Source organism: Actibacterium ureilyticum, from assembly GCF_002285435.1.
GTDB lineage: Bacteria > Pseudomonadota > Alphaproteobacteria > Rhodobacterales > Rhodobacteraceae > Actibacterium_C > Actibacterium_C ureilyticum.
The window spans coordinates 1-22026 of the sequence record NZ_NSBT01000024.1 but is presented as its reverse complement, the minus strand read 5'-3'; the positions used below and the strand labels follow the sequence as shown (position 1 = coordinate 22026).

General features: G+C 63.0%; 22 protein-coding genes. 7 read left to right on the top strand and 15 right to left on the bottom strand.

All coding sequences use genetic code 11. The features are described from left to right. Window positions 1-2: 2 nt before the first annotated feature. The 4 genes from CLM60_RS06095 (at window position 3) to CLM60_RS06080 (ending at window position 4415) form a co-directional block, all read left to right on the top strand. Window positions 3-608: an MOSC domain-containing protein gene (locus tag CLM60_RS06095; RefSeq protein WP_095588277.1), complete on the top strand. Its 606-nt coding sequence runs from the start codon at window positions 3-5 to the stop codon at window positions 606-608. Window positions 609-746: 138 nt separating this feature from the next. Next, window positions 747-2423 (top strand): formate--tetrahydrofolate ligase, encoded by a 1677-nt coding sequence (locus CLM60_RS06090; RefSeq protein ID WP_095588276.1) that lies wholly within the window; start codon window positions 747-749, stop codon window positions 2421-2423. Window positions 2424-2498: 75 nt separating this feature from the next. Then, window positions 2499-3401: a bifunctional methylenetetrahydrofolate dehydrogenase/methenyltetrahydrofolate cyclohydrolase FolD gene (gene folD / locus CLM60_RS06085; protein ID WP_095588275.1), complete on the top strand. Its 903-nt coding sequence runs from the start codon at window positions 2499-2501 to the stop codon at window positions 3399-3401. 285 nt (window positions 3402-3686) lie between these two features. Continuing rightward, window positions 3687-4415: a LytTR family DNA-binding domain-containing protein gene (locus CLM60_RS06080; RefSeq protein WP_176473810.1), complete on the top strand. Its 729-nt coding sequence runs from the start codon at window positions 3687-3689 to the stop codon at window positions 4413-4415. Window positions 4416-4422: 7 nt separating this feature from the next. On the opposite strand, the gene pdeM is transcribed toward CLM60_RS06080, so the two are convergent. Both pdeM and CLM60_RS06070 read right to left on the bottom strand, forming a co-directional pair. Continuing rightward, window positions 4423-5091, bottom strand: a complete 669-nt coding sequence (pdeM, locus tag CLM60_RS06075; RefSeq protein WP_095588273.1) for a ligase-associated DNA damage response endonuclease PdeM — start codon at window positions 5089-5091, stop codon at window positions 4423-4425. Window positions 5092-5130: 39 nt separating this feature from the next. After that, complete coding sequence (locus CLM60_RS06070; protein ID WP_095588272.1) at window positions 5131-7536, bottom strand: ligase-associated DNA damage response DEXH box helicase; 2406 nt, start codon at window positions 7534-7536, stop codon at window positions 5131-5133. Window positions 7537-7633: 97 nt separating this feature from the next. On the opposite strand from CLM60_RS06070, the gene CLM60_RS06065 reads away from it, so the two are divergent. Then, on the top strand, window positions 7634-8116 hold the full coding sequence (locus CLM60_RS06065) for a DUF4405 domain-containing protein (RefSeq protein ID WP_095588271.1): 483 nt from the start codon (window positions 7634-7636) through the stop codon (window positions 8114-8116). Window positions 8117-8177: 61 nt separating this feature from the next. Here the strand turns inward: CLM60_RS06065 and CLM60_RS06060 are convergent, their stop codons facing one another. From CLM60_RS06060 to CLM60_RS06000, 13 genes are all read right to left on the bottom strand, one after another. Then, window positions 8178-9488: an ATPase gene (locus CLM60_RS06060; protein WP_095588270.1), complete on the bottom strand. Its 1311-nt coding sequence runs from the start codon at window positions 9486-9488 to the stop codon at window positions 8178-8180. Between the two features lie 78 nt (window positions 9489-9566). Continuing rightward, on the bottom strand, window positions 9567-10061 hold the full coding sequence (locus tag CLM60_RS06055) for a prepilin peptidase (RefSeq protein WP_095588269.1): 495 nt from the start codon (window positions 10059-10061) through the stop codon (window positions 9567-9569). A 3-nt stretch (window positions 10062-10064) separates the two neighbouring features. Continuing rightward, complete coding sequence (locus CLM60_RS06050; RefSeq protein ID WP_095588268.1) at window positions 10065-10922, bottom strand: tetratricopeptide repeat protein; 858 nt, start codon at window positions 10920-10922, stop codon at window positions 10065-10067. Between the two features lie 27 nt (window positions 10923-10949). Continuing rightward, entirely contained in the window at window positions 10950-11513 is a 564-nt protein-coding gene (locus tag CLM60_RS06045; protein WP_095588267.1) for a tetratricopeptide repeat protein, read from the bottom strand. A gap of 6 nt (window positions 11514-11519) precedes the next feature. Then, window positions 11520-12509: a type II secretion system F family protein gene (locus CLM60_RS06040; protein ID WP_095588266.1), complete on the bottom strand. Its 990-nt coding sequence runs from the start codon at window positions 12507-12509 to the stop codon at window positions 11520-11522. Between the two features lie 10 nt (window positions 12510-12519). Next, window positions 12520-13488, bottom strand: a complete 969-nt coding sequence (locus CLM60_RS06035; RefSeq protein ID WP_095588265.1) for a type II secretion system F family protein — start codon at window positions 13486-13488, stop codon at window positions 12520-12522. Between the two features lie 5 nt (window positions 13489-13493). Continuing rightward, entirely contained in the window at window positions 13494-14954 is a 1461-nt protein-coding gene (locus CLM60_RS06030) for a TadA family conjugal transfer-associated ATPase (protein WP_095588264.1), read from the bottom strand. Between the two features lie 23 nt (window positions 14955-14977). Beyond that, window positions 14978-16225, bottom strand: coding sequence for a CpaE/TadZ family protein (locus CLM60_RS06025; RefSeq protein WP_095588263.1), 1248 nt, complete (start codon window positions 16223-16225; stop codon window positions 14978-14980). Between the two features lie 171 nt (window positions 16226-16396). Next, window positions 16397-17047 (bottom strand): OmpA family protein, encoded by a 651-nt coding sequence (locus CLM60_RS06020; protein WP_095588262.1) that lies wholly within the window; start codon window positions 17045-17047, stop codon window positions 16397-16399. 4 nt (window positions 17048-17051) lie between these two features. Beyond that, complete coding sequence (locus tag CLM60_RS06015) at window positions 17052-18476, bottom strand: type II and III secretion system protein family protein (protein WP_095588261.1); 1425 nt, start codon at window positions 18474-18476, stop codon at window positions 17052-17054. A 216-nt stretch (window positions 18477-18692) separates the two neighbouring features. Further along, on the bottom strand, window positions 18693-19529 hold the full coding sequence (cpaB, locus tag CLM60_RS06010; RefSeq protein ID WP_095588260.1) for a Flp pilus assembly protein CpaB: 837 nt from the start codon (window positions 19527-19529) through the stop codon (window positions 18693-18695). Between the two features lie 178 nt (window positions 19530-19707). After that, entirely contained in the window at window positions 19708-19899 is a 192-nt protein-coding gene (locus tag CLM60_RS06005) for a hypothetical protein (protein WP_095588259.1), read from the bottom strand. A 246-nt stretch (window positions 19900-20145) separates the two neighbouring features. Beyond that, a complete protein-coding gene (locus CLM60_RS06000) occupies window positions 20146-20346 on the bottom strand; it encodes a Flp family type IVb pilin (protein WP_095588258.1) in 201 nt (66 codons plus the stop codon). A 358-nt stretch (window positions 20347-20704) separates the two neighbouring features. Here CLM60_RS06000 and CLM60_RS05995 point away from each other — a divergent pair, with 358 nt between their 5' ends. Both CLM60_RS05995 and CLM60_RS05990 read left to right on the top strand, forming a co-directional pair. Then, entirely contained in the window at window positions 20705-21526 is an 822-nt protein-coding gene (locus CLM60_RS05995; RefSeq protein WP_095588257.1) for a lytic transglycosylase domain-containing protein, read from the top strand. A gap of 192 nt (window positions 21527-21718) precedes the next feature. Further along, entirely contained in the window at window positions 21719-22024 is a 306-nt protein-coding gene (locus tag CLM60_RS05990) for a hypothetical protein (protein WP_095587995.1), read from the top strand. Window positions 22025-22026 lie beyond the last annotated feature (2 nt).

The following is a 22026-nucleotide window of genomic DNA, read 5'->3' as shown; positions in this document are numbered from 1 at the left end:
CCGTGCCCGCATTGAAGCCCACCGCCTTTACCGCCCGTATCACCTGGCTGGGCCATGTTCCGGGCGCCTTGGGCGATCAGCTGCGGGCGGAGCCGACCGATCACCTGACGCTTGGTCTGGATGGTCCGGCGGACGAGGCGCATGCGGGCCGCACGCGCCCGTCCTGTTCGCGGGTTCTGTCCCAGCACCCAGAGCGCGGCACCCCGATTGCCAATGTGCGTCAGCTGTCGGTCCTCAGCGCCGAAGAGCTGGCGCTGATCGCCGCCGATGCGGGGCTGGACCGGATCGATCCGGCCTGGCTGGGCGCGTCGATGGTGATCGAAGGCATCCCCGATTTCACCCATGTGCCGCCCGCGTCGCGGTTGCAGGGGCCGGATCGCACCACGCTGGTGATCGACATGGAAAACCGCCCCTGCGTGCTGCCGGGGCGCGAGATCGACAAGGATCGCCCTGGCCACGGTCCCGGCTTCAAGGCGGCCGCGCGCAACCGGCGCGGGGTCACCGCCTGGGTCGAACGGCCCGGCACGCTGCGGCTGGGCGAGGCTGTCACCCTGCACATTCCCGACCAACCCGTCTGGCCGCATCTGGCACAGGCGCGGTCCGCGTGACCGCTTTGCCGCCCGAAATTTCCGATCCGAAACGCGGGGTGGCGATTTCAGGCGTTCAGGGGTCGGAAACCCGCTGGTTCAGCGCCACCAGCGGGATATAGCCATAAGAGCCGGCGCGTGTGTCATCGGGAGGATGGTGTGAGCTTCAATTCGGATATCGAGATCGCCCGCGCGGCCAACAAGAAACCCATTGCCGAGATCGGCGCCGCCTTGGGCATCGGGGCGGATCATCTGATCCCCTTTGGCCATGACAAGGCCAAGGTCAGCCAGGCCTTCATCAGATCGCTGCAGGACCGTCCCGACGGCAAGCTGATCCTGGTGACCGCGATCAACCCCACCCCCGCTGGCGAGGGCAAGACGACCACCACCGTGGGCCTGGGCGACGGGCTGAACCGTATCGGCAAGAAGGCCGCGATCTGTATCCGCGAGGCGTCCCTGGGTCCCAATTTCGGGATGAAGGGCGGCGCCGCGGGCGGCGGCCATGCCCAGGTCGTGCCGATGGAGGATATGAACCTGCATTTCACCGGCGATTTCCACGCCATCACCAGCGCGCATAACCTGCTGAGCGCGATGATCGACAACCATATCTATTGGGGCAACGCGCTGGAAATCGACGCCCGCCGCGTGACCTGGCGCCGGGTGCTGGACATGAACGACCGCGCGTTGCGCGATACGGTGACCAGCCTGGGCGGGGTGACGAACGGCTTCCCGCGCCAGACGGGTTTCGACATCACGGTCGCGTCCGAGGTGATGGCGATCCTGTGCCTGGCGCGCGATCTGGCGGACCTGCAAAAGCGGCTGGGCGACATGATCGTCGCCTATCGCCGGGATCGAAGCCCGGTCTATTGCCGCGATATCAAGGCCGACGGGGCGATGACCGTCCTGTTGAAGGATGCAATGCAGCCCAACCTGGTTCAGACGCTGGAAAACAATCCCGCCTTTGTCCATGGCGGCCCGTTCGCCAATATCGCCCATGGCTGCAATTCGGTCATTGCGACGACGACCGCGCTGAAACTGGCCGATTACGTGGTGACCGAGGCGGGCTTTGGCGCCGATCTGGGGGCCGAGAAATTCATGAACATCAAATGCCGCAAGGCGGGGCTGGCCCCCGATTGCGTGGTGCTGGTCGCCACGGTGCGCGCGATGAAGATGAATGGCGGCGTGGCCAAGGCCGATCTGGGCACCGAAAACGTGCAGGCGGTGGTCGATGGCTGCCCCAATCTGGGCCGTCATATCGGCAACCTGAAATCCTTCGGCGTGCCGGTCGTTGTGGCGATCAACCACTTTGTCACCGACACGGATGCCGAGGTGCAGGCGGTCAAGGATTATGCCGAAACTCAGGGGGCCGAGGCGATCCTGTGCAAGCACTGGGCCAAAGGATCCGAGGGGACCGAGGCGCTGGCGACCCGCGTGGCCCAGATCGCCGATGCGGGGCAGGCCCAGTTCGCGCCGCTTTACGGCGACGATCTGAGCCTGTTCGACAAGATCGAAACCATCGCCAAGCAGATCTATCATGCCGACGGGGTGCAGGCGGATGCAAAGATCCGCGACCAGCTGCACGCCTGGGAGCAAGCCGGTTACGGCCACTTGCCGATCTGCATGGCCAAGACACAATACAGCTTTTCGACCGATCCCGATCTGCGCGGCGCGCCCACCGGCCATTCGGTGCCGGTGCGCGAGGTGCGGCTGTCGGCGGGTGCGGGCTTCGTGGTTGCGATCTGCGGCGAGATCATGACCATGCCCGGCCTGCCGCGCAAACCCGCGGCAGAGACGATCGGGCTGAACGACGCGGGCGAGGTTGTTGGGCTGTTCTAGCCCGCTTGAACACTGGCTTGCGCTGGCTTAGGCAAAGGCAACGCAGGCTGCGGACCGAAGGAAAGAGGCAGGGAAATGACGGCACAGATCATTGATGGCAAAGCGTTTGCGGCAAAGGTGCGGGCCAAGGTGGCCGAGCATGTGGCGCGGCTGAAAGAGGTGCATCACATCACCCCCGGCCTGGCCGTCGTGCTGGTGGGCGAAGATCCGGCGAGCGAGGTCTATGTTCGCAACAAGGGCAAGCAGACGGTCGAGGTCGGCATGAAATCGTTCGAGCACAAGCTGGACGCCGACACATCACAGGCCGACCTGCTGGCGCTGATCGACCGGCTGAACGCCGATCCGGCGGTGCATGGCATTTTGGTTCAGCTGCCGCTGCCGGGGCATCTGAACGAGGATCTGGTGATCAACGCCATCGACCCGGCCAAGGATGTGGACGGGTTCCATATCTCGAACGTGGGGCTGCTGGGCACGGGGCAGAAGGCGATGGTGCCCTGTACGCCGCTGGGTTGCCTGATGATGCTGCGCGACCATTTGGGGGCGCTGTCGGGGCTGAACGCGGTTGTGGTCGGGCGGTCTAACATCGTCGGCAAGCCGATGGCGAACCTGCTGCTGCGCGACAGCTGCACCGTGACCATCGCCCATTCCCGCACCAAGGATATCGATACGCTGTGCCGGACGGCTGACATTCTGGTGGCCGCCGTGGGCCGGCCCGAGATGGTCACCGGCGACTGGATCAAGCCCGGCGCCACGGTGATCGATGTGGGGATCAACCGCATCGACGCACCGGAAAAGGGGCCGGGCAAGACCCGGCTGGTGGGCGATGTGGCCTTTGACAGCGCGGCGCAGGTGGCCGGCGCGATCACCCCGGTGCCGGGCGGCGTCGGCCCGATGACCATCGCCTGTCTGCTGGCCAATACCGTCACCGCCTGTTGCCGCGCGCATGGTCTGGCCGAACCCGAGGGGCTGACCGCCTGAAACAGTTGGCGGGGTTTTCGGTGGGGGTGTTTCAATGGGGGTCTTCCCCCACCGTCGCCCCCGGTTTCGGCGGTCATCTGCCCTCTGCGGGACGCCAACAAAGGCAATATTGCGTAAATCCCTGTGTTTGAATAAGTAACCGGTGCGAACGGATCAAGCGGGGAACGACCGAGGCATCCTCCCCTTTTCTGTTTGCGCGGAGCCGATATCCGGTGAGTTATGAGTGTGCAGATTGCAGGATTGAAACAGGCTTTTCGGTCTCCGTCGCTGTATCTGACGTGGGCGATGACCTCGTGTCTGGTGGCCTATGCCGGTCCCTTCGGCACCTATGATAGCTTCAGCCTCGGGTTTCGCCTGGTGTTCTGGGCCAGCGTGGTCGGCATCTCGATCGCGGCGGGGACCGCGATCCGGGTCTGGGTCCAGTCCAAGGATGCCGAACAGGGCTATTGGCGGCCGGTCCTGATTGCGTCTTTTTTGGTGACATTGCTGTTGGCACTGCCGCTGACGTTGCTCGCCCATTCGATTGCAGATCTGCACGAAGCGCATGTGCCGCCGCTGCACGAGATTTCTGTGATGGTGTTCGTGATTGCGGTGTCGGTCAGTGCCTCGCGCCAATTGCTGCCCAATGCGGAAGGTCTGCCCGTCGCGGAACCCGACCCGCCCCCCGCGCCACCGCCCGACGATCCGCCGCCGATCCAGCCGCGCCTGCTGGATCGCGTCGCGCCTGAGGCGCGCGGTGCGATCTATCGTGTGTCGGTCGATGATCATTACGTGCGGCTTGTGACCGATGCGGGGGAAACCGATCTGCTGATGCGGTTTTCCGACGCGTTGAAAGAGCTGGACGGCGCCGACGGCATGCAGGTGCACCGCTCGCACTGGGTCGCGCGGGGCGCTGTGACCGGTCACCGGACGGAAAAGAGCCGGCTGTTCCTGCAAATGCGCGACGGGGCCGAGGTGCCGGTCAGCCGCAGCTTTCGCAAACCGGTCGAGGACGGGTTGCTGAACCGCCCCTAGCAGCGGGTCAAAGCGCCGCGGCCGCGGGCAGGGCGACCATCGTGGCACCCAGCAGGAACGCCCGTGCATCCCCGCGCATCAGCGATTTCAACGGTTCGGCACCACAGGACAGCCCGCCGGTGAAGGTGCCGAAGGCCGGCAGGATCAGCCGATCCGCATCCATCAGGAAACAGGGCCGTGCGATGGTGTGACGGCCAAGTGCCACGCGCGCCTTGGGGTGGTAATGACCCGAAACCTCGGCCCGGGCGCCGGGTTGCGCGATGTGGCGAAAGACCAGCGGCGGCGCGTCCAGTTCGGCCAGATGCGTGCCGCCCAGATCGACCGGGCCGGGGTCATGGTTGCCCTCGGCCCAGATCCAGCGGCGCCCGGCCATCAGGCGCGCCAGTTGCGATTTGTCATCCGCATCCAGATGCGCGGCAGCCTGAAGATCGTCGAAACTGTCACCCAGGCACAGCACGGTCGCGGGCGACAGCGCGTCGATCTCGGCCTGCAACCGGTGCAGCGTGTCACGGGTTTCATAGGGGGGCAAAAACGCGCCGCTGCGCCGGGCGATCCGGTCGGATTTGCCCAGATGCAGGTCCGACACCGCCAGCAGCCGCCGGTCGGGCCACCAGAGCGCCCCCGAGGCGCGGGCAGAAAGCGCAGCGCCGCAAAAATCAAACCCGATCTCGTTCATGCTTCGTTCCATCGCGCACCCGCGCAGGGATTGCAAGCCCTAGGATAACCCGGCCTCGGCCAGCAACCGTTCGGCGGCATCCGCCAGCAGCCGCTCCTGGCCCTGACCGGCGATGGGCACGCGACCGACTTCCAGCAACAACGGCGCGGCCAAGGGCGTGACGCGATCAAGCTGCCGGTGGTCGATCCGCTGGTGGATGCGGGCCAGCATTTCCTCGATCCGGCCGAAATCCACCAGGCCTTTCAGCGCCTCTTCGCGGGTGATGTCCAGCATCAGGTGGCCGGGGTCGTATTTGCACAGCGTGTCATACAGGATGTCGGACGAAAACGTCGCCTGCCGCCCGGATTTGCGGCGCCCCGGCGTGTTGCGGTCGATCAGCCCGGCGATGATGGCCGCCGCCCGGAATGTGCGCTTCATCACCGCATTGCCCGCAAGCCAGGTATCGAAAGCGTCGCGCAGCCCCTCGGGCGCCAGCAGCGCACCGGGGTCCGCGACCGGGTCCAGCGACCAGATCAGCACCGCGTAATCGGTCGCCACAAAGCCCAGCGGCCCCAGCCCCGCCTGTTCCATCCGCTGCGTCAGCAACAGCCCCAGCGTCTGCATCGCGTTGCGCCCGGCAAAGCCGTAGAAACAGGTATGCGCGCGCCCGTCATGCGGGAAGCTTTCGACCAGCAGCCGGTCCAGCCGGGGCAGTTGCGACACCTGTCGTTGCAGGTCCAGCCAGTCGGCGGTGTGGCGGGGCAGGGCGGACCAGTCGCCGGTTTCGAACATCGCCAGAATGCGCGCTGATAGCTGGGTCGAGGTCGAGAATTTCGTGCCGCCGAACACCGCGACCTTGGGCTTGCGGTCGGGATTGGGCGACACCTCGACCGTCATTTCGCGCAGCCCCTCATACCGCACGATGCGCCCGCCGATCAGGAAGGTGTCGCCGGGCGAGAGGGAGGCCGCGAAATGCTCCTCGACCTCGCCCAGGGGGGTGCCGCCGCGGCTGTTCTTCATCCGCACCTTCAGCAGGTCGGCGTCGATGATCGTGCCCAGGTTCATGCGGATTTGTTTGGCGCTGCGCGGATCGCGCAAGGCCCATTGGCCATCTGCCCGCTGCACCAGCCGCTGATAGCGGTCATAGGCGCGCAGGGCATAGCCGCCGGTCGCGGCAAACTCCAGACACGCATCGAAATCCGCGCGGGTCAGGGCGGCATAGGCGCCGGCGCTCGTGACTTCGGCATAAAGCGTATCGGCGTCGAAGGGGCCCGCCGCCGCCGTTGCCAGGATATGCTGGCACAGCACGTCGCGGGGCCCGGGCCCGCGCGGATCGCCATCCAGATCGCCCGCCAATGCGGCCTGCAACGCGGCGACACATTCCACGACCTCGAACCGGTTGGCGGGCACCAGAAGCGCCTTGGACGGCGCGTTATAGCGGTGATTGGCGCGCCCGATCCGTTGCACCAGACGCTTGACGTTCTTCGGCGCGCCCACCTGCACCACCAGATCCACATCGCCCCAGTCGATCCCCAGATCCAGGCTGCCGGTGCAGACGATGGCACGCAGTTGTCCCGCGACCATCGCGGCCTCGACCCGTTCGCGCTGTTCCCGGGCCAATGAGCCATGATGGATGCCGATGGGCAGGTCGTCGGTATTGGCCAGCCACAGCTCGCGAAAGAAGATCTCGGCCTGCGCACGGGTGTTGTGGAAGATCAGCGTGGTGCGGTGCGCGCGCACCTGATCCAGGATCGCGGGAATGGCATAGCGCCCGCCGCCACCGGCCCAGGGCGGGGGCGCGTCGGTTTCCAGCATGGCGATGTCGGGGGCGGGGCCGGGATCGGCCGCGATGATCTGACAGGGCGCGGGGTGACAGGCCAGGTACCGCGCCAGGGCGGGCGGGTCCTCGACCGTGGCCGACAGGCCCACGCGCCGCAAACCGGGGCACAGGCTTTGCAGCCGCGACAGCCCCAGCATCAGTTGATCGCCCCGCTTGCTTTCGGCCAGCGCGTGAATCTCGTCGACCACCACCCGTTGCAGCCCGGCGAAGATGCGCGGCGCGTCCTCGTAACTCAAAAGCAGGGCCAGGCTTTCGGGCGTCGTCAGCAGGATATGCGGCGGATCGGCCCGCTGCCGCCGCCGCTGGGTATAGGACGTGTCGCCGGTCCGATCCTCGACCCGGATCGGCAGGGCCATCTCGTCAATCGGTGTGCGCAGGTTGCGCTTGATATCCGCCGCCAGCGCCTTCAACGGCGAAATGTAGAGCGTGTGCAAGCCCTGATGCGTGCCATCGGCCAATTCCACCAGCGATGGCAGGAATCCGGCAAGCGTCTTGCCCCCGCCCGTGGGCGCGATCAGCAGCAGCGCGGGGTCGGTCGCGCGCGCAAGCAGCGCCAGCTGGTGTGGGTGCGGCACCCGTCCGTGGCGGGCGAACCAGTCGTGAAATCGCGGTGGCAAATCGGTCATGGCAGGACAGTAGCCCGCGCCCGGAAAAAGCACATCCCGCGCGACGGAAAAATCCGCCGCGCCCGTGTCAGACCAGAGTTGAACCGAGGATTGAGAAATGACTTTACGCAGTTGGGCCACCCCGTTGACCGTCGGCGCGTTCCTGATCATGTCCGTGACCGGCAGCCTGATGTTTTTCCACCTTAACAGCGGGCTGAACAAGACCGTGCATGAATGGGCGGGCTGGGCCATGGTGATCGGGGTGGGCGCGCATCTGGTGCTAAACTGGCGGGCCTTTACCACCTATTTCAAACGGCCGCTGGCCAAGGCGGTGATGGGGTTGGGCGTGGTGGTGCTGGCGGCGTCCTTTGTGCCGACCGGCTCGGGCGCGGGCGACAGCCCGGTGCGGGCCGCGATGGGGGCGCTGGGGCGGGCGGATGTGGCGTCGGTCGTGGCGTTGACCGACCGGGACCTGCAAGCCGCGCTGGACGCGTTGCAGTCTGCGGGCATCCCCGCCACGGGGCAGGACACGATTGCCAGCCTGTCGGATGGCGACCGCGCGCGCGAGGGCCAGATCCTGAACATCCTGTTTGCCGAATGACATGGAAAAGGGGCGCCCGACCGGACGCCCCTTGATAACCGTTCCCTTGTCCCGTGCGGGATCAGTGCACGATCTTTTCGTCCTTGACGAACATGTTCGCCCAGGCGCGTTCGATCAGCTCGGGCGACATCTGATAAGGGATCCCCTCGAACTCGCAAATCGCGATCATCTGGTCGATCAGGAAGACCGGCTGATAGTTGGCGTAGATGTTGTCGATGGTCGGATATTTTTCCTTCATCAGATAGACCAGCGCCTTTTCGTTCAGCGGCATCTTCTTCTTGCGCGCGACCAGGGCGAAGATCTTCAGGTAATCTTCCTGGCAGGGGCCGTCGATCTTGATCTTGAAGAAGATCCGGCGCAGGGCCGCCTTGTCGAAGATCTCGTTCGGGTGGAAGTTGGTCGAGAAGATCACCAGCGTGTCGAAGGGGACCTCGAACTTTTCGCCCGATTGCAGCGCCAGGATATCGCGGCCTTCTTCCAGCGGGACGATCCAGCGGTTGACCAGCGCCTGCGGCGGCTCTTCCTGACGTCCAAGGTCGTCCACGATGAACACCCCGCCCGAGGATTTGAGCTGCAACGGCGCCTGATAAGTGCGCGCGGTGGGGTTATAGACCAGGTCGAGCATGGACAGTGAAAGCTCACCGCCCGTCACCACGGTCGGGCGTTCGCACAGCACATAGCGCGTGTCATACCGCCCCGAGGTGCGGCGCAGCGAATTGGGGTCGTCTTCCTGTTCCTCGGCCGCGGAATGCACGATCGGGTCATAGACGGTGATGACCTGGCCGGAATATTCGATGGCACGCGGGATATAGATCTTGTCGCCCAACGCGTCGCGGATCCCGTTCGAGATCGACGATTTACCGTTGCCCGGGGGGCCATACATCAGGATCGACCGGCCCGAGCTGACCGCCGGGCCCAGATGGCTGAGCAGCTCGTTCGGCAGGATCAGATGCCCCATCGCGCCGGTCAGCTCTTCGCGGGTGATCTGGATGTTCTTGATCGACTGGCGCTTGACCTGTTCGGCATAAACCTCCAGCGGGACGGGCATCGACCCGTAATATTCCGACTGGCTCAGCGCATCCAGCGCGCGGGCCTTGCCGCTGTCGGTTAGCTGATAGCCCATCTCGCCGCCCGAATTGGCGTGCAGGGTGCCGGTCGCCTCGATCAGCTTCTGGGTGCGGGCCATGTCGACCAGCTCTTGCGTCACCGGGATCGGCAGGCTGATGGACTTGGCGATCTCGGACACGACCTCGACATTCTTGCGAAAGATCGTCTTCAACAGGATGTCGCGCATCATCACGATGGGCAGGCGCATCTGTTCCAGGCTGCGCGGCGCGGGCGGTGCAACGACCGCGTTGGTCTGAATGTTCATCACAGGACCCTAATGAAGGCTTATCAGTCGCGTTGTAGCCGGGACCTGTGGCAACACTTGGGCGCGGCTGCGGCCAAATCAGGCGGCGCGCAGCGCCACCAGCGCCAGATAGAACACCAGCGAGGCCGCCAGCGGCAGGCCCATCGGAAATTCCTTGCGTGTCCAGCTTTCCCAATGCGGCACCAGGTTGCGCAGGGCCGGAACCGCGCGCGCGGCGCGGTGACAGGCGAGGGCGGACAGCATCGAAACCGAGAACAGCACCAGGAACCAGCCCAGATCCCCCAGCGCGATGAAGGGGGCCATGGCGGCGGCGAATTTCGCGTCACCGCCCCCGACCAGACCCGCGATGTTCAGAACGAACCCCACCGCCAGAACGACCAGCAGATGCACCCAATGCCACAGATAGGTTTCCAGCGGCAGCGCGATCAGGCCGGTCACGGCATAGACCGCGACCAGCAGATAGACCGTTTTGTTGGGGATGCGCATCGCGCTCAGGTCGCTCCACGCGACCCAAAGCGCGATGGGGATTACCCCGGGCAGGAACCACAGGGCCGCGCTGGCCGAAAGCGCCATGGATCAGAACTTGACGTTTGAATCCAGCGCTTTCAACGCGCGCGCGGCGGCGTCGAAATGCTGCGGGTGGGTGTCGATGGCCTCTTCCAGCAGGCCCTTGCCGGTGGCGACATCGCCCTGCTTGATCGCCGACAAGGCCATGGTGTGCAAAAGCTGCGCACGTTCGGTCTGATCCATGGGCATCACCGGCAACTGGTAATTGCGCTGTGCCGCACGGGCCAGAACCAGGTTGTTCTTGGCGGTGAACAGGTTCTGATCGTAGCCGATCGCCTCGATGAACAGCTTCTCGGCCCCGCCGTAATCGCCGCGCGACAGCTTGGAATAGCCCCAGTTGTTCAGCGTGGTGGCCGGCCGCGTCGTCAGGCCGATGGCGGTCTCATAGAAACTGTCGGATTTGTCCCAGGCCTGGTTCTTGTCGGCGACCATCGCCTCGAGCCGATAGCGTTTGAAGGTCTCGAATGTGGGGGGGACGCCGTTCAGGACGGTTTCCGCGTGGTCCCATTCGCTGGCGCGGATCAGGGCATCGGCATATTCCACCTTGTCGTCATTGGTGGCCTCTTTATGCTCGACCACCTTTTTCCAGGCACCGACGGCTTCGGTGTTGTGCTTGGCCCGGATCAGCGACCGCGCCAGTCCCCGGCGGAAACTGATCTTGTCGGGCTGCTCGGCCGAGGCGCGCTTGAAATAGCTGACGGCCTCTTCGGGGTCGGCCACGGTCAGCATGATGGAATTCAGGTTGTTCTCGTCCGTGGTGATCACGTCCTGAACGGCGCGCTCGACCTCGGCATCGCGATCCTTGGTACAGCCTGCCAATGTAATCGCCGTGCCCAGGCACAGCGGTACAAAAAGAAAGTGGCGCATTTTTGCGTCCTTCTTACTGCTCGGTCCTCACGGTGTGGAGAGAAGAAGGTAACGCCCGCTGCCCCGCCGCACCAAATCGAAATTATCTTTATTGGTTTCTGTATACGCGGGATTTTCCGATTTTGCGATAGCCAAGCGCAGATTTTCGCGAATTTGAGCAGATCTGCCACTATCGAGCGCAAAGGCGGTCTCGAACACGCGGCGGGCCTCGCCGGTTTCGTTGCGCTCCATCAGAACGACGCCCAGATTGTTCCACGCGGGGACGAAGCGTTCGTCGGCCTCGATCGCGCGGCGCAGCAGGCCCTCGGCCTGGCCCAGACGCCCCAGCCGCAGGTTGGCCGAGCCGAGCGCCGACAGGATATCGACATCCAGCCCCCGTTCGGCGGCGGCGCGGTAATAGGCCTTGAGCGCCAGTTCGTATTCGCCGAACGCCATCAGGCGATGCCCCACGATCAGGCCATCGACGGCCTCGGTCACTTCGGGCGTGCCCTTGGGCGGCTCGGGGCCTTCGTTCAGTTGCGAAAGGCCGCCTGTCTGTTGACAGGCGGCCAACAGGCATAGCGCCGCAAGCCCAAATCGTAACCTTGTCATGCCACCCTAGAAATTCGCCGTCGACAAGGTGGTATAGATCTCGTGGACCGAGGGGCCAAGCAGAATGATCATCAATGGCGGAACCGTGAACATCATGGTTCCCAGGGTCAGCTTGGTCGGCAGGACGTTGGCCTTTTCCTCGGCCCGCATCACGCGCTTGTCCCGCATCTCGTCGGCATAGACGCGCAGCGCGTCGGCAATCGACGTACCGAAGCTGGCCGACTGGATCAGCACGGTGACAAAGGAGGAAACGTCACTGACACCGCAGCGTTCGCCCATGTCCTTCAGGACCGACACCTTGTCCTTGCCCGCTTTCATCTCGTGGGCCACGACCTCGTATTCCTCGGCCAGGGCAGGGTAGCCGGCCTTGATCTCTTGCGAGACGCGGATGATCGACTGGTCCAACGACTGGCCGGCTTCGACACAGACCAGCATCATGTCCAAGCTGTCGGGGAAGCCGTTGGTGATTTCTTCCTGACGGGCCTGCAGGCGGCGTTTGACCCAGTATTTCGGCAGGTAATAGCCCACCGCACCAGGGATGATGACCGACAGAACCATCTTCTGCGTCGACACTTCGCCCGTCGCGCTGGCAATCACGACATAGAGGATCCCCAGCAGCAGGAACACAAGCCCCAGTGCCATCTGCGCGAAGTGGAAGGTCCGCACAGAGGATTTCGACCGATAGCCGGCCTGCATCAGCTTCAGCCGCGCGGCGGACATTTCCTCTTCGGTCTTGGGCTCCAGGAAGGTGGCGTATTTGTCCAGCTTGTCGGCCTTCGACCGCTGGCGCAGCGCCTTGACCTCGTCGTCGCTCTTGTCGGCGGTCGATGCGCGCGGCTTGGCCGATTGCTTCAGCTTGTCCAGCGGGTCCTTCTGCTTTTTCAGCAGGGTGGGCAGGGTCAGCAGGACCAGCAGGATGCCCAGCATCCCCACCGCGATCAGCGGGCCCAGCTCGCCGAATTTTTCCAGCAGAAGCGTGTTGATCTGTTCGAACATGACGGCCCCCTCAGACCTTGATGTTGACCATGACCTTCATGAAGATCACGTTGATCACCAGGAAAGTCCCCACCGCCAGAGCGGCCGGAATGAAATAGGCCGTATCCTTGACCTTGTCGTAATAGTCGGGCTTCAGCACGCTGATCATCAGCATCGCCGCAATCGGGAAGCCCGACAGGAACATGCCCGACCACTTGGCCTCGGCGGTGATGGCCTTCACGCGGCGGAACAGCTTGAACCGGGCGCGGATCACGCGCGCCAGACCCTCCAGGATCTCGGCCAGGTTACCGCCCGATTGCTGCTGGATGGTCACGGCAACCGCCAGAAAGCGCAAATCCTGCATGTCCATGCGTTCGGCCAGGTTCTTCAGGCTGTCCGAAATGTCGCGGCCATAGGCGGCCTCGTCCGCGATCACGCCGAATTCCGATCCCAGCGGATCGGCGACTTCTTTCGCGACGATGCTGATGGCCGAGCTGAACGGGTGCCCCACACGCAGGCTGCGCACCATCAGTTCGACCGCATCGGGCAGCTGTTCCTCGATCATGCTCAGGCGCTTCTTGGCCTTGCCGTTGATCCAGACATAGACGCCGCCAAAGCCCATCACGACCGACACCAGCGCCCGCACCGGCAGCGACGCGGCGGTGCCGATGGTCAGGCCCAGAAAGGCGATGATGCTGACCAGCACCATGATCATCACCAGCGCCTTGGGCGAGAAGGCGATGTTGGCCTTCTGCGCCTTGTCGGCCAGCAGCGAATAAAGCGGAATGCCCTTCGAGGACATGTGCTGGCTCATCTCCTTGCGGAGCTGTTCCAGCACCTCTTCGCGGGCGGCGCCCTTTTCCAGCATTTCCAGCCGGCGGTTGATCTTGTTGTTCAGGCTGATCGACTTGCCGAAGACGGTCAGATAGATGCCTTCGACGATGACCAGCACCGCCACGAAAATCAGGCCATAAATAATCGGTTCCGCACTGATCTGCATCTGGCTTACTCCGCGGCGATGGGTTCAAAGATCGAGGGCGGCAGGTCGTAGCCCCACTGTTTGAAGCGTTCCGAATAATGCGAGCGCACGCCGGTGGCGTTGAACCGGCCGATGATCTTGCCCTCGGGGCCAAGACCCAGGCGTTCATAGCGGAAAACTTCCTGCATCGAGATCACCTCGCCTTCCATCCCGGTGATCTCGGTCACCGAAACCATCCGGCGCGAACCGTCCTGCAGGCGGCTGGCTTGCACGATCAGGTTCACAGCGCTGGAGATCTGCGACCGCACCGCTTTCAGCGGCATTTCGATCCCGGCCATGGCGATCATGTTTTCCAGACGGCTGACCCCGTCGCGGGCGCTGTTGGCGTGGATCGTGGTCATCGAGCCGTCGTGGCCGGTGTTCATGGCCTGCAGCATGTCGATCACTTCCTCGCCGCGGGTCTCACCCACGATGATGCGGTCGGGACGCATCCGCAGCGCGTTGCGCAGACAGTCGCGCTGGGTGACCGCGCCTTTGCCTTCGACGTTGGCGGGGCGGCTTTCCATTCGGCCCACATGGGTCTGTTGCAGCTGAAGTTCGGCCGTATCCTCGATCGTCAGAATGCGTTCGGAATCGTCGATGAAGCTGGACAGCGCGTTCAGCGTGGTCGTCTTGCCCGAACCGGTACCGCCCGACACGATGACGTTCAGCCGGCACGCGACGGCGGCTTGCAGATACGCGGCCATTTCCTCGGTAAAGGCGCCGAATTTCACCAGGTCGTCGATCGCCAGCTTTTCTTTCTTGAACTTACGAATCGACACCAGCGAGCCATCCACCGCAATCGGCGGGACCATAGCGTTGAAACGCGAGCCATCGGCCAGGCGGGCGTCGACATAGGGGTTCGATTCATCGACCCGCCGGCCCACGGCCGACACGATCTTGTCGATGATCCGCAACAGGTGCTTTTCATCCTTGAAGGTGATGTCCGTCAGCTGCAGCTTGCCTTCGCGTTCGACGAAGATCTGCTGCGGGCCGTTGACCAGAATATCGTTGACGGTCTCGTCCTGAAGCAGCGGCTCCAGCGGGCCCAGGCCCATGACCTCGTTGAACAGTTCCGAATGCAGCGCGGCGCGTTCGTCCTTGTTCAGAACGACGCTCATCTCGTCCAGCGCCTCGGCCGAGATCGCCTGGATTTCCGATTTGAGTTCGGATTCGCTGGCCCGTTCCAGCGCGGCCAGGTTCAGATCCTCAAGCAGGCGCTTGTGCAGCTGAACCTTGATCTCGCTCAGACGTTCCTTGCGCTTGCGCTCCTTGTCGACGGGGGCGGCTTTGGCCGCCGGACGGCGGGGCGAGGAGATCTGCGGCTTTGCCTGCGGTGCGGCGGTCGGCTTGACCGCGGCCGGGGCGGGCTGTGCCGTCGCGGCGGGCGCGGGTTTGCCCGCTGGCTGCGGGGCGCCGGTGCCGGGTTTCTTATATCTCGAAAACATGCCTCTGTCTCACCCTCGGACGGTTATTCGCCGGTTTCGGCGGCCTGGTTCAGCTCGTAAAGCGAGGTGGCCAATTTGCGGATTTCCTTGCGCAGCGGGTTCTTGCCCGCGGTATCGGCCAGCGGCAGGCCATGATCGCCGGCCTGCGTCACCTGCTTGCCGCCATCGGGCAGCAGGATCTCAATGTCGATATCCAGGCTTTCGGCCATGCGCTTGACGCGGCTCTTGCCGTTCAGGTCGGTGAATTTGGGCGACCGGTTCAGGGCATAGCGCAGCTTTTCGAACGGCAGATCCTCGGCCTTGAGCGCGCGGATCAGGCGCAACGTGTTCTGGGCCGAACGCATGTCCAGCTCCAGCATCGCGAAATAGACATGCGCCTCGGCCAGCACGGTCTCGCTCCACTGGACCAGGGTCGACGGCATGTCGATCACGACGAAATCGAAATTCGCCCGGGCGACTTCCAGAAGCCGCGTCACATCCTCCGGCGAAATGAAATCCAGCGGCAGCATGTCCGCCGGGGCGGTCAGGACGTGCAGCTTGTCATTGAACGGCAGCAGCGCCTGCATGAAGGATTCCGCATCCATCGTGCCCGCTTCGGCCAGCAGCTCATAGACGGATTCGCGGCGGGGCAGGTCCAGGAAGGTCGAGACCGAGCCGAATTGCAGATCCAGATCCAGCAGACAGACCCGCGGCGGGTCCTTTTTATCGATCGTGGCCAGTTCCCAGGCCAGGTTGACGGCAAAGGTCGTGCCGCCCACACCGCCGGCCAGCCCGTGTACCGGCAAAAGCACGCCATCGCGATCCGATGTCGGTTTCAGGGTCGAGGGGACCTCGGTCAGGGCGTTGTGCGACGGGATCGGGGCAGGGGCCTGCAGGCGTTCGATCGCCTCGTGCAAGGCACCCTCGGGCAGGGGATAGGGGACGAAGTCATCGGCGCCCAGCCGCAGAAGCTGGTGCAGCGCCATCGGGCTGACCTCTTCGGCGATCAGGATCACCTTGATGCGGTTTTCCTTCGCGCTCTTGATCAGCTCGCCAATGAAGGGAAGCTGTTCCTCGTCCTCTTCATCGACGGCAATTGCAACGAATTCAAGGTGTTGCGCTTCGGGCTGCCCGAAGAACGCGGCGGCATCCTCGAACGACAAATCGCCCCAGCCCTCGCCCAGCTCTGCTTCCATATCCTCGATCAGCAGATCGAAGTTCTGGACATCGCGGGACACGGTGCAGGCGATGATCGGTGCCGGTTCCGGCTGCAGCGCTGCTGTACTCGTCATTGCATTTACATCCTTCCAATTGCATAGCAATCGCGGATGTCCCGGCAATGAATTTCCGGTCGTCCGCAGTTACCCGGCCCGACTCAGCGTCGGGCCTGCTGCTCCCTCTCGGAAAAAGATGTCTTGCAACTTGGGCAACATTACGGCTGAAAAGCCGAAATTGTTTGAAGTTTACCGTTCTTCAGTCTGACCCGCATTTTCGTCGATGATGACGGTGTCATGCGGTTCGGTAGCACTGGTGATGTATTCTTCATACTGGAACAGGGCATATTTGCCGTCCAGACGCTGCGGGCGACCCTTAAGGAAGCCCGAAACCTCGGTCACGGTGCGGCGGTTGCGCCGCTCGCGGCCTTCGGTCACGATCAGCGGCTGGGTTTCCCCGAAAGACACGACTGCTTCAAGCCGGCTGCGCGAAATACCCTGTGAAACCAGATAGTTCACGACCGTACGCGCGCGGCGTAGGCCCAGAGAGCGGTTATAGGAATCCGACCCGACCTTGTCGGTATGGCCGTAAACGCGGAACCGCACATAGGGGTATTGCTGGATCCAGGCCGCCTGTTGCCGCAACGCGGTCCGGGCGCTTTCGTCCAGCTCCGCCCGGTTAAACGCGAAGTTCACGGTCGAGGGGACCTCTGCCGCGAATTGACGCGACAGGTTGATGATCTGGTTGCGCTGGCCCGTGTGGACCAGGTGGTTGTTCATCGTGGGGTTGCCGAAGCCGCCCTCGTCGATGCTGGCACCGGCTTCGCGATGGAAATCCCCGGTACAGGCGCTCAGGCCCATCACGGCCGAAACTGTCAGAAGTGTAATTGGCTTGCGCATCTGATCACTCCATCACATAGCCATAGGAACCGCTGAAATCCTGCCGGGCGACTTCGCCCGCGGGACCGGTTCGGGTGTTTGCAGGTGCAACTTCGCCGAACAGGAACAATTCGCGTTCCGACGGCAGACGCACCCGGTCGGTCGGCAGGGCCAGCGCCTCGCCGCGGGTCGGTGTCACCAGATGTGCGGTGACGATGATCACCAGTTCGCTCTGATCCCGCTCAAATTCCGAGCTGCGGAACAGGGCGCCCAGGATCGGGATGTCACCCAGCCACGGCACCTGGCCCTTGAGGCTTGTGAAATCATCCTGCAACAGGCCGGCAATGGCGAAGCTTTCCCCATCCTGCAATTCGACCGTGGTCGCCGAGCGGCGGGTCGAGAAGCCGTTGAGGTTGAAGTTGCCGTTGGTGACCGAAATCGTGGGGTCGATGCCGCTGACCTCGGTGGTCATGCGCAGGTTGATGTTCTTGCCGACCACACGCGGGGTGAAGTTCAGCAGGATACCGAAGGGTTTGAAGTCGACGCTGACATCGCCATCGTCATTGGCGACGGGCACCGGGTATTCGCCACCGGCCAGGAATTCCGCGTTCTGACCCGACAGAGCGGTCAGGTTCGGTTCGGCCAGGGTGCGAACGAAGCCTTTGGTTTCAAGGGCTTCCAGCAGGATCTCCATCTGGAAGCTGCCGCGTCCGATCCCGAACCGGAAAACACCCGTGGACTCGCGGGTCAGGCCGATCGTGCCCGTGTTACCGGGAAGGAATGTGTTCAGGTTGTCGGCGTCGGAAAAGGTGCCGTTGCCGCCGGTTGCCGCGATGCCGCTTCCGGTGTTCTGGTCATAGAAGCCGACGCTGGAGCTCAGGCTCTTGCTGACAGAGCGGGACATTTCCGCAAACCGTACCTTCAGCATCACCTGTTGGCTGCCACCCACCGTCAAAAGGTTCGACACCCGCCCCGGCGCATAGCGTTGGGCCAGGTCAAGCGCGCGGTCGATCGATGCCGCAGAGGAAACGATGCCGGACAGAACCAGACCGTCATTGGCCGGGCGCACCTCGATCTGTTCGCCGGGCATAACCTCGCGCAGGCGCTCTTTCAGCTCGCTGACATCGGGGGTGACGCGCACCTCGACATTCGCGATCAGCCCGCCATCGGCGCCCAGAAGGGTCAGCGTCGTGCGGCCCGGCTCTTTGCCCAGGACATAGATCGTGCGGTCCGACAGGGTCGAGATATCCGCGATTGCCGCGTTGGCGATGGAAAGTTCGGCGAAAACGACATCGCTTTCGACCACGACGGCCCGGTTCATCGGAACGTTCAGTTTGCTGGACACACCACCGGTCATGACCCGCAGTGTTTCTGCGCCAACCTGCGGCACAGTAGTAAACGTAACGGACAGACCCAACAGGGCCGCCCTTGCAAGCGTTCTGAATTTCATGTGATCCTGCCTCTCTGATCACGCCTCAATTAACGGGTCATTTCGTGCCCATTTCGCGTTCACCATGCGTCAGGATCAGATTTTTTTCAATAATCAAGTGGTTGCGGCGGTGTTCTTATGTGGATATGCCGCAACACCGTCGAATTCGGGCCGGAATGCAAAAGCGGCCGGGAACATGTCTCGGCCGCTATATGCATCTGAATTCGTTTGGAATTTTTAGTTTGTGCAGGGGATCGGGATTTCCACCACCTCGGCACCGCGGCGGGTGCGAATGGTGCAAACCTTTTCCTGTTCTTCGACCTGAACGACCTCTTCGACGATACCCAGCAACTCGTTCTGGTCGACCTCGACCCCAGCGGTCAGGTTCTCGTCATCGGCGCCAACCAGCGACAGCGACAAGCGGCCGGTCGACTGGGCCTGGGCCAGTGCGGCAATCTGCTTGGGCGAGGTTTCGACCGTTACCGTGCGGGCGATGATCGGGTTCTGGCGGTCGACATCGGCGATCTGGTCGACCGCGATCAGCTTGACGCTGGCGCCGATCAGCTTGGTCACGCGCTTGTCGCCGCGCGAGCCGGTCCAATAGACGTCGACGCGGTCACCGGGGCGCAGGAAGCCCGACACGCCCGAACTGACGTCGACCTTGATCGCAAATGCGCGCATCCCCTTGCTGAGACGTGAGGTGATGCCGGCATCTTCGCCGGGCTCGGTCACCTTCAGCGCCAGCAGCGGCTCGTTGATTTCCATCGACCGCAGCACGGTCCGGAATTTCGGTTGGCCCTCGGGGAACAGCACTGCCGCATCGGCAAAGACGCCCTCTGGCAGGTTGCTGGCGGGCCAATCGACCAGTTCTAGCTTTTCCAGTGTGATCTGCTGGCCGTAGTTCAACTGCTCCTTGGCGACAAACACCTTGGTCAGCTTGATCTGCTTGGCGCGCTCCGCGCGTTCGCTTGCAAGGGCGCTTTTATACTGGGTCACATAGCCCTGCGCCATGAAGACAGCAAAACCTGCAAGCCCAAGCCCGACGATCAGAACCAATCCGAAAACCAAACGCATCTTTTATCCTTCCCCAAACCAGTGGCCCCAGCGGCAAACGATCCACTCACACGGATCCGCCGATCTTTGAACACGTGCGGACAATGGCACGTAATTGCGGCGAAATCTTGGATGGTCAGTGACGAAAAGCAGGATTTTCCTTCAATCCTGAACAATTTGTCGATCTGACGTTACGGCACTATTCATTGCCCGTGTCGATCCCGATCCCGGCAACGCTATCGCTGATCTTGCTGGCCACGTTCTGCGGGCCGCTGTTGAAAAGCAGTATCACGCCAACCGCCATGCCGACGACCGCCGCCGTCAGAACAACCCAGTCCACCGTGACGGCGCCACTTTCCGATTCAAAAAACTGTTTCACGAACGAGCGCATGCCGCCCTCCTTGTCTGTCGCGAACGCCCCTATTACCGCCGGCCTGTCCGCACTGTCCTCGTATTTTTTATGCCAGGAAAATGTGGCGAAACACGGGCTTGGTGAAGGTGATTCACCGGCCATGTCTGGCTGCATTTCTGGCGCGCCAAGGGTCTGTTTCCGGCCCTTTGACATGGAAAAGCCGCATCCAACGGGATGCGGCAATTCATATCCATCGCAGTGTCTGGCAGGACCAGATCGCGAGTATTACTCGCCTTCGCCGTTGTCGACGGTGATGGTGCTGACTTCGGTGCTGATGTTCGAAGCCAGGGTGTTCACGCCGGTACGAACGCTTGCGATGACGGCGATGGCCAGGCCAACGATGGCTGCGGTCAGCACAACCCAGTCAACGGTCACGGCGCCGGATTCGTCATTGTGGAATTTGTTCAGGATGTTCATCAGTTTCATTGTGTATCCCTCCATAGGATCGTCGCTAAATTTTCACTTCGCCCTTCCGGATCGCTGCGGGCCGTTGCTCATATGGCCCGCTTTCCATCGCGGCATGGCTGTAATCTGCTGTTCGATTCTGGCGAGAGTTGGGCGCGGTCTTGTCAATTTTTGTAAGTATCAAGAATTTGGTAAGAATTATCTTAAGTTCTTGAAATATAACAAAATAAAATGTTGGATTTTATGTTTTTCGGTGTTTTCACCCTATGATGCTGCCCGAAGTCGGGAACAATCAGGGCAGCGGGGCGCGGTTTTTTGTGGTCTCGGAAACGGATATTTGCGACAACTTTCCGCAAACGGACAAACCGAGCAGTAGATCATGTATTTCAAACGCGCTTTGGCACTAGCATTGGCGGTTGTGATCGCACATCCGGCGGCGGCCGAGGATCCGCCGCCCTATCCCAAGGTCGTGTCCAAGCGGGTCAAGCCGCCCAAACCGGGGGCCAGCAAGCGGATCACGGTTCAGATCCGGACCCTGCCGGGACGGCCTGCGGTCACGGTCGATCCGGCCAAGCCGCCTCAGACGCCCCGGACGCCGACCAGTGCCGCCTATGACTGGTATTGGCAGGAAGTGTCTCCGGCGCTGGACGATTCCGGGCCGGGACGGCTCAGCGCGGCGGTCACGGCGCTGTCGCAGGGGCCGAATGGCCGTAACGTCGCCACTCCCCGCCTGCAGCACATGCAAGAGATCATGTCGCGTCACGGGCCCGAGATCTTGCAGGCCACGGTCGGCACCCAGGTCTCGCCCGCGCTGGTGCTGGCGGTGATCGGGGTCGAAAGCTCGGGGCGGATCGATGCGGTCAGCCCCAAGGGCGCGACGGGCCTGATGCAGCTGATGCCCGCCACGGCGACCCGGTTCGGGGTGAATGACAGCGGCGATCCGGCACAGAACATTCGCGGCGGCGTGGCCTATCTGAACTGGCTGATGTCGGAATTCGACCGCGACCCGGTTCTGGTCATGGCGGCCTATAACGCGGGCGAGAACGCGGTACGCAACCACAAGGGCGTGCCCCCCTATGCCGAAACCCGCGATTACGTGCCCAAGGTTCTGGCGGCCTGGACCGTGGCGCGGGGGCTGTGCCGCACACCGCCAGAGCTGATCAGCGACGGCTGTGCCTTCATGCCCGGGCGGCCCGGCTGAACCTTTCCGTTCCGGCGCGCGGGGCGGGTTTTCAAGCCCGCACATCGACCCCCGCACATATGCACAGACATTTCAAACATCTCACGCTTCTGTGCATTGTAGTGAGCGATTTGCGCCCCCAGATCGGTGTCATCGGCAGCAGGCCCGCTGCCAACAAACTGAAAAGACACCGACCCTGAAAGGAACTTGAAAATGAAAACCCTCGCACTGACCACCGCCCTGATCGCTGGCCTGACCGCTCCGGCCTTTGCCAACAACTTCAGCATCGTCGACGCCGACCGCGACGGTCAGGACCGTCTGGTCTATGACCTGCCGGAAAACAATGTTGCGCTGTCGACGGCGAACTCGCTGAACCCCGTTGCCAGTGCCATCGCCGCTGACATCGTGGCCAATGGCGACGAGTTCGAACGCTCGACCGGCCGCGGCGTGACGCCGACCGTTTACGTGACGGATGGCGAGTACAACCCCGAAGACTTCCGCTCGGGCTCGAACTCGTAAGC